The organism is Sphingobium sp. VMM (assembly GCF_056790315.1).
This window is the reverse complement of record NZ_JBXGSI010000008.1, coordinates 81,990-98,695: the sequence shown is the minus strand read 5'-3', so window position 1 is coordinate 98,695 and position 16,706 is coordinate 81,990. Positions and strand designations below refer to the sequence as shown.

The 16,706-nt window shown below is 65.3% G+C and carries 17 protein-coding genes; 13 read left to right on the top strand and 4 right to left on the bottom strand.

Annotated elements, in window-relative coordinates:
• Positions 1-102: 102 nt before the first annotated feature.
• Positions 103-1,383, bottom strand: a complete 1,281-nt coding sequence (locus tag ACUCV3_RS12135; protein ID WP_279728162.1) for an N-acetylmuramoyl-L-alanine amidase — start codon at positions 1,381-1,383, stop codon at positions 103-105.
• Between the two features lie 519 nt (positions 1,384-1,902).
• On the opposite strand from ACUCV3_RS12135, the gene ACUCV3_RS12130 reads away from it, so the two are divergent.
• From ACUCV3_RS12130 to ACUCV3_RS12090, 9 genes are all read left to right on the top strand, one after another.
• Positions 1,903-4,629, top strand: coding sequence for an Rne/Rng family ribonuclease (locus tag ACUCV3_RS12130; RefSeq protein ID WP_279776192.1), 2,727 nt, complete (start codon positions 1,903-1,905; stop codon positions 4,627-4,629).
• 149 nt (positions 4,630-4,778) lie between these two features.
• The gene (locus ACUCV3_RS12125) at positions 4,779-6,125 is read left to right on the top strand and encodes a M48 family metalloprotease (protein WP_279731684.1); all 1,347 of its coding nucleotides are present in this window, start codon (positions 4,779-4,781) and stop codon (positions 6,123-6,125) included.
• Entirely contained in the window at positions 6,122-6,889 is a 768-nt protein-coding gene (locus ACUCV3_RS12120; RefSeq protein ID WP_170978344.1) for a DsbA family protein, read from the top strand. Before ACUCV3_RS12125 ends, ACUCV3_RS12120 begins: the two co-directional genes overlap by 4 nt.
• Positions 6,890-7,059: 170 nt before the next feature.
• Entirely contained in the window at positions 7,060-7,194 is a 135-nt protein-coding gene (gene rpmH / locus ACUCV3_RS12115; RefSeq protein WP_004210039.1) for a 50S ribosomal protein L34, read from the top strand.
• A gap of 32 nt (positions 7,195-7,226) precedes the next feature.
• Positions 7,227-7,670, top strand: a complete 444-nt coding sequence (gene rnpA / locus ACUCV3_RS12110; protein ID WP_004210037.1) for a ribonuclease P protein component — start codon at positions 7,227-7,229, stop codon at positions 7,668-7,670.
• The gene (gene yidD / locus ACUCV3_RS12105) at positions 7,670-7,882 is read left to right on the top strand and encodes a membrane protein insertion efficiency factor YidD (protein ID WP_004210035.1); all 213 of its coding nucleotides are present in this window, start codon (positions 7,670-7,672) and stop codon (positions 7,880-7,882) included. Before rnpA ends, yidD begins: the two co-directional genes overlap by 1 nt.
• A gap of 35 nt (positions 7,883-7,917) precedes the next feature.
• On the top strand, positions 7,918-9,624 hold the full coding sequence (gene yidC, locus ACUCV3_RS12100) for a membrane protein insertase YidC (RefSeq protein ID WP_010336897.1): 1,707 nt from the start codon (positions 7,918-7,920) through the stop codon (positions 9,622-9,624).
• Positions 9,625-9,665: 41 nt separating this feature from the next.
• Positions 9,666-10,313, top strand: coding sequence for a ribosome biogenesis GTP-binding protein YihA/YsxC (gene yihA / locus ACUCV3_RS12095; protein ID WP_010336896.1), 648 nt, complete (start codon positions 9,666-9,668; stop codon positions 10,311-10,313).
• 4 nt (positions 10,314-10,317) lie between these two features.
• Positions 10,318-10,620 (top strand): alkylphosphonate utilization protein, encoded by a 303-nt coding sequence (locus tag ACUCV3_RS12090; RefSeq protein ID WP_037507361.1) that lies wholly within the window; start codon positions 10,318-10,320, stop codon positions 10,618-10,620.
• 6 nt (positions 10,621-10,626) lie between these two features.
• On the opposite strand, the gene ACUCV3_RS12085 is transcribed toward ACUCV3_RS12090, so the two are convergent.
• Positions 10,627-11,178 carry a 2'-5' RNA ligase family protein gene (locus ACUCV3_RS12085; protein WP_482240651.1) on the bottom strand — a complete coding sequence of 184 codons (552 nt, stop codon included), beginning with the start codon at positions 11,176-11,178 and terminating at the stop codon, positions 10,627-10,629.
• A 119-nt stretch (positions 11,179-11,297) separates the two neighbouring features.
• Here ACUCV3_RS12085 and ACUCV3_RS12080 point away from each other — a divergent pair, with 119 nt between their 5' ends.
• Positions 11,298-11,732, top strand: a complete 435-nt coding sequence (locus tag ACUCV3_RS12080) for a pyridoxamine 5'-phosphate oxidase family protein (RefSeq protein ID WP_270092091.1) — start codon at positions 11,298-11,300, stop codon at positions 11,730-11,732.
• Between the two features lie 26 nt (positions 11,733-11,758).
• Positions 11,759-12,127: a DoxX family protein gene (locus ACUCV3_RS12075; protein ID WP_482240676.1), complete on the top strand. Its 369-nt coding sequence runs from the start codon at positions 11,759-11,761 to the stop codon at positions 12,125-12,127.
• A gap of 3 nt (positions 12,128-12,130) precedes the next feature.
• Here the strand turns inward: ACUCV3_RS12075 and ACUCV3_RS12070 are convergent, their stop codons facing one another.
• A complete protein-coding gene (locus ACUCV3_RS12070; protein ID WP_279731682.1) occupies positions 12,131-13,369 on the bottom strand; it encodes an aminotransferase class V-fold PLP-dependent enzyme in 1,239 nt (412 codons plus the stop codon).
• A 135-nt stretch (positions 13,370-13,504) separates the two neighbouring features.
• On the opposite strand from ACUCV3_RS12070, the gene ACUCV3_RS12065 reads away from it, so the two are divergent.
• Entirely contained in the window at positions 13,505-15,553 is a 2,049-nt protein-coding gene (locus ACUCV3_RS12065) for a carbon starvation CstA family protein (RefSeq protein ID WP_279776193.1), read from the top strand.
• Entirely contained in the window at positions 15,550-15,735 is a 186-nt protein-coding gene (locus ACUCV3_RS12060; protein WP_010336890.1) for a YbdD/YjiX family protein, read from the top strand. The genes ACUCV3_RS12065 and ACUCV3_RS12060 overlap by 4 nt, the downstream gene beginning before the upstream one ends.
• Before the next feature lie 14 nt (positions 15,736-15,749).
• On the opposite strand, the gene ACUCV3_RS12055 is transcribed toward ACUCV3_RS12060, so the two are convergent.
• Positions 15,750-16,667 carry an XdhC family protein gene (locus tag ACUCV3_RS12055; RefSeq protein ID WP_482240650.1) on the bottom strand — a complete coding sequence of 306 codons (918 nt, stop codon included), beginning with the start codon at positions 16,665-16,667 and terminating at the stop codon, positions 15,750-15,752.
• Between the last annotated feature and the right edge of the window lie 39 nt (positions 16,668-16,706).

Sequence of the window (16,706 nt, the reverse complement as noted above, 5' to 3'; positions counted from 1 at the left end):
TGGAAGCGCTTTGCGTTTCCATCGATGGCGTGAATCAGGCTCTACATCCTGAATCCCGGTCAAAAGTCCTTCAATACCAGCACCGATGCGCGGATAGGCGCGTCAGCCACCCGACCGGCCGCTGCCCATGGCGAGCTTGCGGGCGAAATGGACGTCGATGGCGCGGGCGACACCGCGCGCGATCGCCTGCTGCCCCTCGTGCGAGGAGAGGAAAAGGGCATCATCCGCATTGCTGATATAGCCGGTCTCGAACAGGACCGAGGGCGTGTCCGGGGCCTTCAGCACCATCAGCGAGGCGAAGCGGTGATAGGCGCTGCGGAACGGCACATAGGGCGCAGCCTCGCGCTGCAGCAGCCGCGCGAAATTGGCCGAGATGTTCATCGATTCCCGCTGCGTCAGATCGATGAGGATCGAGGAGACGTCGCCCGACTGGTTGCCGAGATTGACGCCGTTCAGCACGTCGGCCTTGTTCTCGCGCGCGGCGAGCCGGGCCGCTTCCCGGTCCGACGCGGTTTCGGAGAGGGTGTAGACGGTGGCGCCATGGGCGTCGGCATTTTCCGCCGAATCGGCATGGACCGATATGAAGAGATCGGCGCCCAGCTTGCGGGCGATGCCATAGCGCTCCTGCAGCACGAGGAAGCGGTCATCGCCGCGGGTCAGGGCCACGCGCACCCGGCCGGACTTGACCAGCTGGTCCCGGATCGCCTGCGCGATCGCCAGCGTCACATCCTTTTCGCGCTTGCCATTATCCTTGTTGATGGCGCCCGGATCATGACCGCCATGGCCGGCATCAATCACCACCAGCGGGCGCGATCCGTCGCGCACGCCCTCGATCGCGGGCAGATCGACGCCGCGCGCGACCGGCGGGATCGGCACGGTGATCGAATGAATGCGCTTTTGCGGCCGGGCGCTCATATTGGCGGGCGCGTCGAAGCGCAGTCGCCCCTGCCCCACGGCGGTGCGGAACCGGCCGTCGGTCACATTCTGGAGCGAGAAGCTGAGTGACTTGCCGTCGGCCGCGATCTGCGGATCGCCGAGCGTCGCTGGCGTCGTCAGGTCAAGCACGATGCGCGCCATGGTGTCGCTGAGCTGGCCCTGACGAATGCCGCTGACCGCTGCATTAGAACCGGCATAGCGGCTGGCACCGGCCTGCGCACCGGCGACATCCAGCGCGATGCGGCGCGGCCCGTCGAGCAGGAAGGCGGACGCGCCCTCCACCCGATCGTCGAACCGAACGGTGACGCGGTCGCCCTGCACATCCACGGCCGCGATGCCGCCGGCATCGCCGGGGGTCGCTGCCAGCATCGTCGTTGCCAGCGCAATTATGTTGAGCATGCGCCGCTTGTGCAACGCGCGCCCATCGGCCGTCCAGCCAATTTTCATGACGTCTATCCGTCCAGCGTCCCCACGCTGAATTTCGGATTAAGCATCGGCTGTTGTGACGGGGTAAAATGAAACGGTTAACATCGGTTTCAGCATGAATCGCCGACCGGCCGATCAAGGTCATCATAAAGACATAATCTTTTCAGGGACCGTTGCTCCCCGCGTCCATGACTGCTACCCCTTCAAATTCCGGGAGGACCGACCATATCAATAAGGTCCTTTGCGGATCTTGATTATTTGCATCGGCGCGCGCCTGTCGCTCGAGCCGATGCGCAACAGGTTGACGCTGCATGAGGCATGACTTTCCTTCCACGCTGGCCCCGATACCGGGTGCTGTGGCGTGGATGGTCCGGCCCGGCGCACTGTCCGGCCCTGCCGACGCAGCAGACACGCAATTCTTCCTTCAAACCTGGACGATGCCGCCTCGCGCGCCGAACCCGGCGCGCGCACGGCCGTCCCATCACTATCGCGCGGCGGCCCGGCTTCATGCCTGCGGCCGCCGTCGCCGGAGACACATAAATGACAATGCGTATGCTGATCGATGCGCGCCACCGGGAAGAAACCCGGGTCGCGGTCGTCAAGGGAAACCGGATCGAGGAATTTGACTTCGAATCCGCTGAGCACAAGCAGCTCAAGGGCAATATCTACCTCGCCAAGGTCACCCGCGTAGAGCCTTCGCTCCAGGCGGCCTTCGTCGATTATGGTGGCAATCGCCACGGCTTCCTCGCTTTCAGCGAAATCCATCCCGACTATTACCAGATCCCGCGCGAAGACCGCGAGGCACTGCTGCGCGAGGAACGCGCACATGCCGAGGAAGAGGCCGCGCTGCGCGCCGACTATGACGAGGATGAGGACGCAGCCGGCGACGATGGCGTCGAGGTCGTGGAAGCGACCCATCATGACGATGAGGAAGGCGCCCACGAAGCCGAAGCCAGCGAAGGCGAAAGCAACGAAGGCGGCCGCCCCAACCGGCGCAAGCGTGAAAAGGGCGACGACGCAGCCGACGAGCTGCGCCGCAAGCGCATGGCGCTGCGCCGTCGCTACAAGATCCAGGACGTCATCAAGCGCCGCCAGGTGCTGCTGGTGCAGGTCGTCAAGGAAGAGCGCGGCAACAAGGGTGCGGCGCTGACCACCTATTTGTCGCTGGCCGGTCGCTATTGCGTCCTGATGCCCAACACCAGCCATGGTGGCGGCATTTCGCGCAAGATCAGCAATGCGGCCGATCGCAAGCGGCTGAAGTCGATCATCGCCGAAATGGCGCTGCCTTCGTCGATGGGCTGCATCGTCCGCACCGCCGGCCTGCAGCGCACCAAGCCCGAGATCAAGCGCGACTTCGACTATCTCGCGCGGCTGTGGGACGAGATTCGCGAGAAGACGCTGCGCGCCGCCGCGCCCGAGCTGATCCATAACGACAGCGACCTCATCAAGCGGGCGATCCGCGATATCTACAACAAGGATATCGAGGAAGTGATCGTCGAGGGCGAGCATGGCTACAAGGCCGCCAAGGACTTCATGAAGCTGCTGATGCCGAGCCATGCCCGGCGCGTGAAGCAATATGCCGACGCAGTGTCGCTGTTCCAGCGCGCCAGCGTCGAGGACCAGCTGGCGGCGATGTACAATCCCGTCGTTCAGCTGAAGTCCGGCGGCTATCTGGTCATCAACCCGACCGAGGCGCTGGTGTCGATCGACATCAACTCGGGCCGGTCGACCCGCGAACATGGCATCGAGCAGACCGCGGTCGCCACCAACCTGGAGGCGGCGCGCGAAATCGCCCGCCAGCTGCGCCTGCGCGACATGGCAGGCCTGGTCGTCATCGACTTCATCGACATGGAGATGAACTCCAACATCCGTAAGGTCGAGAAGGCGATGAAGGAGGCGCTGAAGGACGATCGCGCCCGCATCCAGGTCGGCCGCATTTCGGGCTTTGGCCTGATGGAAATGAGCCGCCAGCGCCTGCGCACCGGCGTGCTGGAAGCATCGACCCGCCAGTGCCCGCATTGCGAAGGCACGGGCCTGGTCCGCACCGCATCGTCGGCGGGCCTGGGCGCGCTGCGCATGCTGGAGGAAGAGGCCGCCCGTGGCCGCGGCAGCGTCATCACGCTGCGCGCCAGCCAGGAAGCCGCCTTCTACGTCCTCAACAATAAGCGCAGCGAACTGGACGAGATCGAACAGCGCTATGGCGTGCGCATCGTCGTCCTGCCCGATGGCGAGATCGAGGGCGCCCGCATGTCGGTCGAGCCCAGCGGTCCGCGTCCCGAACGCGTCGTCACCTATGCCCCGCTCGCGGAGGAAGAGGATGACCTCGACGTGATCGAGGAAGAGGAAGAAGAGGAAGAGATCGAGGAAGAAGCCGCCCCCGAACGCCAGGAGCGTGGCGAGCGCGGTGACCGGGGCGAGGAACGCGAAGGCGGTCGCCGCCGTCGCCGCCGTCGCCGTCGCCGTGGTGGCCAGCGCGATGATGCGCAGGGCGAGACCGGCGAAGACAATGGCGCCGAAGACGGTGAGGAAGGCGAGGAAACGGCCGACGTCGAGACCGATGCCGAAGCTGTGGCAGCCGAGCCGGCCGCCGAGGGCGAGGACGAAGGCGGCAGCCGCCGTCGTGGTCGCCGCGGCCGCCGTGGCGGTCGTCGCCGTCGCGAAGGTGGCGAAGCGGGTGCCGAAGCCGGTGAGACCGCTGGCGAGGACGGCGCTGAAACGGTGATCGAAGCCGAAGCGGCCGCACCTGCCGAGGAAGCTCCGGTTGCCGAAGCGGCGCCGGAAGAAACCCCGGCCGAGGAAGCGCCCAAGACGCGCCGCCGCCCCCGTGCCCGCAAGGCCAAGGACGCAGCCGCCGAACCGGCTGCTGTCGAAGCGACCGAAGCCCCGGCCGAAGTCGTTGCCGAAGCGCCCGTCGCCGAGCCGGTTGCCGAGGAAGCGGCCGAAAAGCCCAAGCCCAAGCGCACCCGCAAGAAGAAGGCGGATGTCGAGGCCGAAGCCGCTGCGGCAGCCGAAGCGCCCGTCGTCGAAGCGGTTGCCGAGGAAGTGGCCGAAAAGCCCAAGCCCAAGCGCACCCGCAAGAAGAAGGTCGAACCGGTCGCCGAGGAAGCTGCCGTCGAGGCCGCACCGGCCGTGACCGAAGTCGCTGCAGCGCCGGCCGAGGTTGCACCGGCCAGCGAAGCCGTCACCGCCGACCCCGCCGCCGAGGCGGAGAGCGACGAGAATGGCGAACCGCGCCGTGGCTGGTGGCAGCGCACCTTCGGCCAGTAAGGCCAAGACACAGACCTGAATGAAACACGCCGCCATCCAGCCCCAGGGGTCGGATGGCGGCGTTTTTCGTGGCTTCACTTGATGTTCAGGGCGAGAAGGGCATAAATCAGGCCAATGCCTGTTCCCCTTCTCCATCAAGGCTTTGCATGATGACGCGGTGGCTGCGCCTTGTCGCGCTCCTGCTGGGGTCGCTGATGCTGATGGCGCGGCCAGCACTGGCCCAGAGCATCCTGCGCGACGCCGAGACCGAAGCCTTCATGGCGGACATGTCGGGCGATCTGGTCAAGGCGGCCGGCATGCAGCCGCGCAATGTCCAGGTGATGGTGATCAACGATCCGGAGATCAACGCCTTCGTCGCCGGTGGCCAATATGTTTGGGTGCATAGCGGGCTGATCGCGCAGGCCGACAATGTGAACCAGTTGCAGGGCGTGGTCGCGCATGAACTGGGCCATATCGAGGGCGGCCATGTCATCCGCACCGACGGCATCAAGGAAGCGACCAGCATCACCTTGCTGAGCCTGGTGCTGGGCGCAGCGGCGATCGCGGCAGGCGGCGCGGAGGCCGGCATGGGCATCATGGGCCTGGGCCAGCAGGTCGGCATGTCCAAATATCTGGCTTTCTCGCGCGCGCAGGAAAGCTCCGCCGACCTTGCCGGCGCGCGCTATCTGAGCGGCGCGCATCTGAGCGGCAAGGGCAGCCTGGAATTCTTCAAGAAGCTGCAGAATCAGGAATATCGCCTCGCGATCCCGCAGGACAACAGCTATGGCCGCACCCACCCGCTGTCGGGCGAGCGCATCAATGTGCTGCGCGAGGTCTATACGGTCGATCCGGCCTGGGACACGCCACCCAATCCCCAGTTGGAAGCGCGGTTCGAGCGGATCAAGGCGAAGCTGATCGGATTCGTGTCCGAACCGCAGCAGACTCTGCTCAAATATCCCGAGAGCGACCGGTCGATCCCGGCCCATTATGCGCGCGCCTATGCCTGGCATAAAAGCGCCTATCCCGAGAAAGCGCTGAGCGAGGCGGACGCGCTGCTGACAGCGGCGCCGCATGATCCCTATTTCCTGGAGCTGAAGGGCCAGATCCTGCTGGAGAGCGGGCGACCGGGCGAGGCGATCCCACCGCTGCGCGAGGCCGTCGCCAAGACGCAGCAACCGCTGATCGCGGTATTGCTGGGCCATGCCCTGATCGCGACCGAAGATGAGAAAAATTACGCCGAGGCCGAAACCGTGCTGCGCAATGCGATCGCGCGGGACCGCGAAAATCCCTTCGCCTGGTATCAACTGGGCGTCGTCTATGAGCATCGCGGCGATACGCCCCGTGCCGCGCTGGCCAGCGCCGAGCGATTTTCGATGATCGGGCAGGACAGTATGGCACTACGCAGCGCGGACGCGGCGATGCAGGGTTTGAAGCCCGGAACGGTTGACTATCTGCGGGCGCAGGATATCGCGATGGTCTCGCGGGCTGCCGTCGAGCAGAAGCGGAAGAGAAGATGACAGATCAGACCCGGCCCAGCTTTCGTGCGGCCCTATCCAACAGGAAAATGCAGATGACCCTGGGCGCCCTCGCCTTGATCGCTGGCGCCGCCGGCACCGCCCTTGCCGTGCAGGCGCCCGGCAGCGTCTCCACCGGCGACAAGGCCGCGATCGAAAAGATCGTCCACGACTATATCCTGGAGCATCCCGAGATCATCCCGCAGGCGATCGAAAAGCTGCAGGCCAAGCGGATGGAAGGCACGATCGACGCGAATCGCCAGACGATCGAGACGCCCTATGCCGGTGCATGGGAAGGCGCGGCCAATGCCGATGTCACCGTGGTCGAATTTTTCGACTATGCCTGCGGCTATTGCCGCGCCTCGCTGCCCGACCTTGCCAAGCTGGTCGGCGCCGATGCCAAGGTGAAGATCGTCTATCGCGAACTGCCGATCCTGTCGGAGGAAAGCTCCGACGCGGCCAAGGTGTCGCTGCTGGCAGCCGAGCGCAATCGCTACATGGCCTATCACAAGGCACTTTATGGCGCGGGCAAGGTGACCCGCGAATCGATCATCGGCGCCGCCACCCAGGCCGGAATCACCAAGGCCGATGCCGAAGCGGCGATGGCGTCGAGCAAATATGATGCCGAGCTGCAGTCGAACATCGCCCTCGCCCAGAAGCTGCAGGCGAGCGGCACCCCGACCTTCGTCATCGGCAATCAGGTGCTGAACGGCGCGGTCGGCTATGATTCGCTCAAGGACGCGGTGACGAGCGCCCGCGGGAAATAAGCCCGACGGCGGTTCGAGCGGGACAAGCAGGGGTTTGCGGGGAAGCGCGGCGCAGCGCCATTGACTTCCCCGCCCCATTTCCCTATCGGACGGCCCCTGACTTGCGGTCGCCCCGTGTGGCGGCCCTTTTTTGTCATACCTGATTCTCTAGTTTGTTTGAGGAATGAACGATGAAGCGCACTTTTCAGCCGAGCAATCTGGTTCGGAAGCGCCGTCACGGTTTTCGCGCTCGCATGGCGACCCCCGGTGGCCGCAACATCATGCGCGCCCGTCGTGCCCGCGGCCGCAAGAGCCTGAGCGCCTGAGCGACCTGACGCCGCCGGCCGCGCCTGCCATCATGGGCAAGCGCGCGGATTTCCTGGCGGCGAATCGGGGCCGACGCGCGCCCATGCCGGGATTCGTCCTGCTGGTGCGTGAGCGCGGCGACGGCGATCCGGCGATGCGTATCGGCATCACGGTGACCAAGAAGATAGGCGGCGCTGTCATCCGCAATCGGATGAAGCGCCGTTTTCGCGTCCTGGCACGCGAACTGCTGCCTGTGCATGGTGTGGCTGGTGCCGACCATGTGCTGATCGGCCGTGCCGAAGGCGTGGAGCGCGACTTCGCGCTGCTGCGCGGCGAACTGGAAAAAGCGCTGGGCAAGATATTGACCCGGCCCGAAGGCCAGGGCCGCCCGCCCCGCCGCAAGGGCGCGAGCCCGGCAACGACGAATCACGCCAAGCGGCCCTCCCCCTCCGACGCGCCTGCGGCGCGCCACCTCCCCGCCAGCGGGGAGGAGTGATGATTGCCCGGCTGCTGATCCTGATCGCGCGCGCCTGGCAGCTGGGTCCGTCCCGCATCCTCCCCCCCACCTGTCGCTATGCCCCCTCCTGTTCGGAATATGCGATCCAGGCGGTCGGCAAATATGGTGCGATCAAGGGTAGCTGGCTGGGGTTCAAGCGGCTAATGCGTTGCCACCCATGGGGTGGTTCGGGCTATGACCCGGTCCCCTGAGACATTGACGAGTATAGACGGCGGAGCCGAATAGCGTGGACGACAAGAAGAATATCATTCTGGCGGTGCTGCTGACCGCCGCGATCCTGTTCGGCTGGCCCTATATCTCCGAACATTTCTTCCCGGCGGCCAATCCGCCCGCGACGAAGATCGAGGGCGGCAAGACCACCCCGCTGACCCCGGCGGGCGAGGCCCCGGCGCAGGACGCGTCGACCGCAATCCGCGATCGTGCGCTGGTGCTGAAGGAAACGCCGCGCGTCGCCATCCGCACGCCCAAGATCATAGGCTCGATCAACCTGAAGGGGGCGCGCATCGATGATATCGTGCTGCCGACCTACAAGGAAACGATCGCCAAGGATTCGCCGGCGATCCGCCTCTATAGCCCGAGCGGCACCAAGGATGCCTATTTCGCCGGCTTCGGCTGGCAGGGCGAGGGCATCAAGACCCCCGACGCCAACACCGTCTGGACCGCCAGCGGCACCGAACTGACCCCCACCAGCCCGGTTACGCTGAGCTGGAACAATGGCGCGGGCCAGAATTTCGAGATCCGCTATTCGATCGACGAAAATTACATGATTTCCGCCGCGCAGAAGGTGTCGAACAGCGGCACCGGCGCGATCGCGGTCAAATCCTATGGCTATGTCAGCCGTGCCGCTCCCTCGGCCGATCCCGACACCTGGACCATCCATGTCGGCCCGATGGGCGTGTTCAACGGCGCCGCCAATTATGACGTGAACTACAAGGATCTGGAAAAGGGTCCGGCCAGCCAGAGCTTCCAGTCGACCGGCGGCTGGATCGGCTTCACCGACAAATATTGGCTGTCGGCGCTGATCCCCGACCAGAAGGACGCCTTCACCGGCCAGATGCGCAAGGGTGCAGGCACCCAGTTCCAGACCGACATCGCGCTGGCGCCGGTCATGCTGGCCCCTGGCAAGGCGATGACCCAGACCAACCGGCTGTTCGTCGGCGCCAAGGAAGTGAAGACGCTGCAGGCCTATGAGCGTGCCGGCGTGCCGCTGTTCGACCGCGCGATCGACTGGGGCTGGTTCTACTGGTTCGAGCAGCCGATCTTCGCGCTGCTGCACTGGCTGTTCGAGACGCTCGGCAATTTCGGCGTCGCCATCATCTGCCTGACCTTCTGCGTCCGCGCCCTGATGTTCCCGGTCGCCCAGCGCCAGTTCGCCAGCATGGCGGCGATGCGCGCGGTGCAGCCCAAGATGAAGGCGCTGCAGGAGAAATATAAGGACGACAAGCAGCAGCTGCAGCAGAAGATGATGGAGCTGTACAAGCAGGAGAAGGTCAATCCGCTGGCCGGCTGCCTGCCCATCTTCATCCAGATCCCGATCTTCTTCGCGCTGTACAAGGTGCTGCAGCTGACGATCGAAATGCGCCACCAGCCCTTCGTGCTGTGGATCAAGGATCTGTCCGCGCCCGACCCGCTGCACATCCTGAACCTGTTCGGCCTGCTGCCCTTCACCCCGCCCTCCTTCCTGGCGATCGGTGTGCTGGCGCTGCTGCTGGGCATTTCGATGTGGCTGCAGTTCAAGCTGAACCCGGCCCAGATGGACCCGATGCAGCAGCAGGTGTTCGCGATCATGCCATGGATGATGATGTTCATTATGGCGCCGTTCGCCGCGGGCCTGCTGGTCTACTGGATCACCAACAACTGCCTGTCGATGGCGCAGCAATGGTGGCTGTACAAGCGCCACCCCGTGCTGAACACCGCGACGGCCACCAAGTAAGGAAAAGGAAATCCTCCCCGAAAGGGGGGGATTTTTTCGATATGACAGAAGACGACAACACCGCCCTGATCGAGGAAGCCCGAAAGCTGTTTTCCGGGCCGATCAGCTTCCTCAAATCCGCGCCGACGCTCGACTATCTGCCCGACATGGCCGTGAACGAGGTCGCCTTTGCCGGCCGTTCCAATGTCGGCAAATCGTCGCTGCTGAACGCGCTGACCAACCGCAATGGCTTGGCTCGCACATCCAACACGCCGGGCCGGACGCAGGAACTCAACTTCTTCGACGTCGGCGATCCGCTGCGCTTCCGCCTGGTCGACATGCCGGGCTATGGCTATGCCAAGGCGCCCAAGGATCTGGTCAAGAAGTGGCGGTTCCTGGTGAACGACTATCTGCGCGGACGTGCTGCGCTCAAGCGCGCGCTGGTGCTGATCGACAGCCGCCATGGCATCAAGGATGTCGACACCGACATGCTGGACATGCTCGACGGCGCGGCGGTCAGCTATCGCATCGTCCTGACCAAGAGCGACAAGATCAAGGCGAGCGAACTGGTCGCCGTGACGCAGCGCACCGCCGATGCGATCCGCAAGCGCCCGGCCGCCCATCCCGAGATCATCGCCACGTCGAGCGAGAAGGGCATGGGCATCCCCGAACTGCGCGCCGCCGTGCTCGAATCCGTAAGCCAGGGATAAGCCGATGGCCGACGATGATTATGTCTATGACGAAGCGAGCGGCGAATGGATCAGCGCGGCTGATGCCGCCGCCAGGGCCGATGCCGGCGATGCCGTGGAAGTGCGCGATTCGGTCGGCAATCTGCTGGCCGATGGCGACCAGGTGACGTTGATCAAGGATCTGGTGGTCAAGGGCGCCGGCCAGACGCTGAAGCGCGGCACGCTCATCAAGTCGATCCGCCTGACCGGCGACGCGCAGGAAATCGACTGCCGCTATGACGGCATCAAGGGGCTCGTGCTGCGCGCGGAATTCGTGCGCAAGCGCTGAGCGTGATCAGAACAGGCTATATTGGCCGCTGCCGCGCAGCGGCCATCGCCCCAGCAGCTCATGATGGGTGCGGCCGACATGGCTGCATAGCAGCACGAAATCCTCCACCCGCCAGTGAAAGCCGCTGATCCGCTGGGTGGCCGGGGCACTGTCGCGATAATAGAGCGTCTGGTGCGGGTTGAAGCTCCAGCCCGGACGGGCGCCCACCCCTGCCCGCTTCATCGCCAGTGCCACCTTGCGCTGCAATTCCCGGAGGGGCGGCAGTGCATGCGCCGGCCGTAGCGCGGCCGATCGGCCGCCCTCGCTCAACTGATCCAGCGACAGGTCGAACGGATCGGCCAGGATGCCGGTAAAACTGCGGTGCATCGCCTTCACCAGCGCATAGGGATAGTCAGGCCAGTCGTCGGTGATCCCCAGCGTGATATGCTGGTGCGCCGGCAGGATGCGCTGGGCATCGGGCGCCAGCGTCTCGGCGAAATGGTCGATCTGCCGCGTGATGTGGGTCGGCGGCTTTAGCGCCACGATCAGGCGATAGAGCGACGGCGTGCGGGCAAGCATGGCGGACCTCCTCCGAATCGGACTAATGTTCACTATATGTTCTTTTCTTCATCCTGACGAATCCGACGCATCCGAATCCGCTCTGTCAGCGTTGAACCGGGCAGAAGAGGAGAGCGACCATGGCCCAGCAGACCATCGCCACCCTGGCAGAGAAGATGCAGCAGATCGATTTCGCGATGCTGTCCACCCATACCGAAGACGGACAGATCGGTGCCCGGCCGATGAGCAACAATCAGGACGTCGCCTATGGCGGCGACAGCTATTATTTCACGACCGAAGACACGCTGATGGTGAAGGATATCGAGCGCGATCCACGGGTCGGCCTGTCCTTCCATGGCAAGGGCGGCCTGTTGGGGCAGCGCCCCCTGTTCATCGCGGTCGAGGGCCGCGCCGACCTCATCCGCGATCGCAGCGCCTTTGAAGCGCATTGGAATCCGGACTTGGAGCGCTGGTTCGCGCAGGGCGCCGACACGCCCGGCCTGGTCATGATCAAGGTTCATGCCGAACGCGCCCATTATTGGGACGGCGAGGATGAAGGCGAGTTGGAGCTGTAGTCGTTACCACGCGCACCGTCGCCCGGATCGGGCTGGCGCTTGCCTATGCGGTTGCGGGCACGGCGCATCTGACGCGACCGGCCGGTTTCGTGGCGATCACGCCGCATTGGGTGCCGATGCCGCAAACCGTCGTCGCCCTGACCGGCACCGCCGAACTGGCCGGAGCCGTCGGGCTGATGATCCCGGCCACGCGCCGTGCCGCTGCGATCGCGCTCGCTCTCTATGCGCTGTGCGTCTGGCCGGCCAATTTCAACCATGCCCTGCATGACATCCCGCTGGGTGGGGTGCATCTGAGCTGGTGGTATCATGGCCCCCGGCTGGCGCTGCAGCCGGTGATCATCTGGTGGGCGCTATGGGCCGGGGCGGTGATCGACTGGCCATTCCGCCGACGATAGCGGTCAGACCTTCGCCAGCAGGTCCGCGATCAGGGCGATCTCGTCGGCGCTGTTGTAGATATGGGGCGAGAAGCGGATGGTCGGCTTGCCGTCGGCCTTCGACGGCGCGACCACCACCTTGCCCTGGGCCCACAGATGATCGCGGATCGCCAGCACATCCTTGCCGGCAAAGGTCGGGGTGATGACCGGGCCGGTCAGCCCCTTGGTGGTCGTGCCGACTAGCTTCGCGCCGGGCAGGCGCAGCACCATGTCGCGCATCTGGTCGCCGATGGCGAAGGCGCGCCGCTCGACTTCCGCCTCGCCGATCGCATCCAGCGCATCGAGCGTCGCGTCGATCGCGATCAGCTTGGGATCGTCGCGCTGGCCGAGAATTTCATATTTCTGCGCGGTATCGAGATTCTTCTCATCGGTCAGCCAATAGCCATGGCTGAGCATGATCGGCTGGAGCTGTGCCTGGCCTTCGCGCCGGACATAGAGGATGCCGCCCTCCAGCGGCCCCATCATCCATTTATGGGTGCTGCCCGAATATGAATCGACGCCGAGCGCCGGCAGGTCGAGCCGCAACCAGCCGAAGGTCTGCGCGCCGTCGCCATGCAGCCAGATGCCTTTGGGCCGAGTCAGCGCAGCAATCTGCGCCAGCGGGAAGATCATGCCGGTGACGTTCGACATGTGCGACAGGAAGATGGCGCGGGTACGCGGCGTGATTGCGGCGGCGAACAGATCGACCACCGTCTGGGCCGAGGTCGCATAGACCGGCACCGGCAAAATCTTGAGCACCAGCCCCTCGCGCGCGGCGCGCAGCTTCCATGTCTCCAGGGTCGAGGGATGGTTGTGATCGGTCAGGATCACCTCGTCCCCGGCCTTGAGCGCCAGGCCGCGCACGGCGACCGTGTTCGCCTCGCTGCTGTTGCGGACCAGCGCGATTTCCTGCGCGCTGACGTTCATCCGCTTGCCCAGGCGCGCGCGCAGGGCGTCGGCGGCAACCGGATATCTGGTGCGATATTGGGGTGAGGGATTGGCCTGGAACGCCTGCGTCTCGCGCTCATGCGCGGCGATCGCGCTGCGGAAGGCCGGGCCGATATTGGCGGCGTTGAAATAATGGATGTCGGGCGCCAGCAGCAACTGGTCGCGCATCGCATTGCCCGTTGTCGCGCCCCGCGCCGCCAGCGGCAGCGCCGCCCCCACGACCGCCGCCGCCTGCAACAAACCCCTGCGCGAAACGTCCTTGCTCCGGTCGGTCATGCGATGCCTCCTGCCCTGTTCCAACCCGTTGACGAATAACCGGCAGCAAATCCCCTAATCCCGACAGGCGGTTGTCTTTCGGGGGGAGCGGCCTAGTGTGGCGCCCAATCCCTATCCCGAACCGTTGAGAGAGCGATGACCCGGCACATTCCATGGATCCTGACTGCGCTGGTGGGCGCGGTATCGCTGGCGGTCGTCGCGGTCTCGCGCGGCGAAACGGTCAATGCGCTGTGGATCGTAGTCGCATCGGTCAGCTGTTTCCTAGTCGCCTATCGTTACTATGCGCTGTTCATCGCGCGCGAGGTGATGCGGCTCGATCCGACCCGGCCCACCCCCGCGATCCGCCGCGCCGACGGGCTCGACTATGTCGCGACCGACCGCACCGTGCTGTTCGGCCATCATTTCGCAGCGATCGCCGGCGCGGGGCCGCTGGTCGGGCCGGTGCTGGCGGCACAGATGGGCTATCTGCCCGGCACGCTGTGGATCATCGCCGGCGTCGTGCTGGCGGGCGCGGTGCAGGACTTCATGGTCCTGTTCATCTCCATGCGCCGCGACGGCAAGTCACTGGGCGAACTCATCCGCATGGAAATGGGCCAGGTGGCGGGCACCATCGCGCTGTTCGGCGCCTTCATGATCATGGTCATCATCCTCGCCGTGCTGGCGCTGATCGTGGTGAAGGCACTGGCGGAAAGCCCCTGGGGCATGTTCACCGTCGCAGCCACCGTGCCGCTGGCCATGGCGATGGGCGCCTATACGCGCTGGATTCGGCCCGGTCGCATCGGCGAAGTGTCGATCCTGGGCCTGATCGGCCTGCTCGCCGCGATCGTCTATGGCCAGGCGATTGCGCAATCGCCGGTCTGGGGGCCGATCTTCACCTTCACCCCGGTGCAGCTCTGCTGGATCCTGATCGGCTATGGCGCGGTGGCGTCGGTGCTGCCGGTCTGGCTGCTGCTGGCGCCGCGCGATTACCTTTCGACCTTCCTCAAGATCGGCGCGATCGCCGCGCTGGCGATCGGCATCGTCATCATGGCCCCGCCGCTCAGGATGCACGCCGTCACCCAGTTCGCTGCCGGCGGCGGCCCGGTCTGGTCGGGTGGCCTCTTCCCCTTCCTGTTCATCACGATTGCCTGCGGTGCCGTGTCCGGCTTTCATGCGCTGATCGCCAGCGGCACCACGCCCAAGCTGATCGCGACCGAAAGCGACGCGCCGCTGATCGGCTATGGCGCGATGCTGATGGAGGCGTTCGTGGCGATCATGGCGCTGGTCGGCGCATCGATCCTGGACCCCGGCATCTATTTCACGATGAACAGCCCGGCCGCCGTGATCGGCACCGATCCTGCCAGCGTGTCCGCCGCCGTCACCGCCATGGGCTTCCCGATCAGTCCCGACGTCATCGTCCAGACGGCGAAAGATGTCGGCGAGCATACGATCATCAGCCGGGCCGGCGGCGCGCCGACGCTGGCCGTGGCGATGGCGGAAATCTTCAGCCATGTGTTCGGCGGCCCGGCGATGAAGGCCTTCTGGTATCATTTCGCCATATTGTTCGAGGCTTTGTTCATCCTGACCGCCGTCGATGCCGGCACCCGCGCCGGCCGCTTCATGCTGCAGGATCTGATCGCGCTCGCCGTGCCGAGCTTCAAGGACAGCAACAGCCAGTTGCCCGGCTTCATCGCCACGGGCCTGTGCGTCGCGGCCTGGGGCTTCTTCCTCTATCAGGGCGTGACCGATCCGCTGGGCGGGGTGAACACGCTATGGCCGGTGTTCGGCATCTCCAACCAGATGCTGGCCGCGATCGCGCTGATGCTGGGGACCGCCGTGCTGTTCCGGATGAAGCGCGACCGCTTCGCCTGGGTGACGATGGTGCCGGCCGCCTGGCTGCTGATCTGCACGCTGTCGGCCGGCTTCTTGAAGCTGTTTTCGGCCGATGCGAAGGTCGGCTTCCTGGCCCATGCCGCCAAATATAGCGCGGCGCTGGACAAGGGCGAGGTTCTGGCGCCGGCCAAGTCGATGGCGGAAATGCGCCAGATCCTGTTCAACGATTATGTCGATGCTGGGCTGGTGGCGATCTTCCTGGCCGTGGTGCTGTCATTGCTGGTCTTCACCATCCGCACCTGCCTGGCCGCACGCGGTTTCGCCACGCCGACCGCGCGCGAGATTCCGGCTCAACTGGTCACGAAGCCATGAGCCAATTTCTCCAGACGCTGCGGCGCATGGCGCATCTGATGGTCGGCCAGCCCGACTATGACGCCTATCTGCGCCATATGCGCGACCATCATCCCGGCCATGCGCCGATGGACCGCACCGCCTTTTTCCGGAACCGGCAGGAGGCGCGCTATGGCGGCAAGAATGGCGGAAAATGCTGCTGATCAGCAGCGTTTGATCAGCGTTTGGCGTTGAATCCTGCGACCATGCCGGCGGTGATCGACAGGGCGATTTCCGAGGCGCCGATCGCGCCGATGTCCAGCCCCGCCGGCCCGTCGATCCGGGCGAGGTCGTCCGCGCCGAAGCCCTGCGCCGCCAACCGCTCAAGCCGCGCGGCATGGCTGCGCCGGGAGCCCAGCGCCGCGACATAGCCGGTCGGGGCGGCGAGCGCCGCGATCAGCGCGGGATCATCGATCTTGATGTCATGGCTGAGCGTCACGACAGCGGTGGATTCGCCGGGATGGCGCGCGGCGATCGCCGCGTCGGGCCAGCGATCGTCCAGCTCGATGCCGGGAAAACGCTCCGCCGTCAGGAAGCGGCCGCGCGGGTCGATCACCACCGGCGTGACGTCGATCGCCTGCGCCAGCGCGGCAAGCGACTGGGCGATCTGCACCGCGCCGACGATCAGCAGCCGGCGCGGCGGATCATAGCGGTTAAGGAACTGGCCCTCGACCACGGCCTCACGGGTGATACCGCTGTCCAGATCGGTCGAGAGCGTGAGCGCCCGGCCGCGCGCGCTTTCCGACGCGATCCGATCAAAAAGGCCGGGGGCAAAGCCATCCTCCCCCACCGGCTGCACCAGCACGCTGATCTCCCCGCCACAGGGCAGGCCGACCTCCCACGCATCGCCATCGGCCACGCCATAGCGCGCGACATGGCCTGGCTGGCCGGCAATCACCTCGGCGGCGCGCTGCAACACATCGGTCTCGACGCAGCCGCCCGATATGCTGCCCTCCAGCCGGCCATCCTGATGGACGATCATGTGGCTGCCACGCGGGCGCGGCGCCGATCCCCAGGTCGACACGACTGTCGCCAGCGCCATCGGCGCACCGCGCCACTCGATCGCCTTGCGGATCACCGCGCCATTATCGTTCATGATCCAGCCTTCCCCTGTTTTCCTAGACATAGGAAAGGC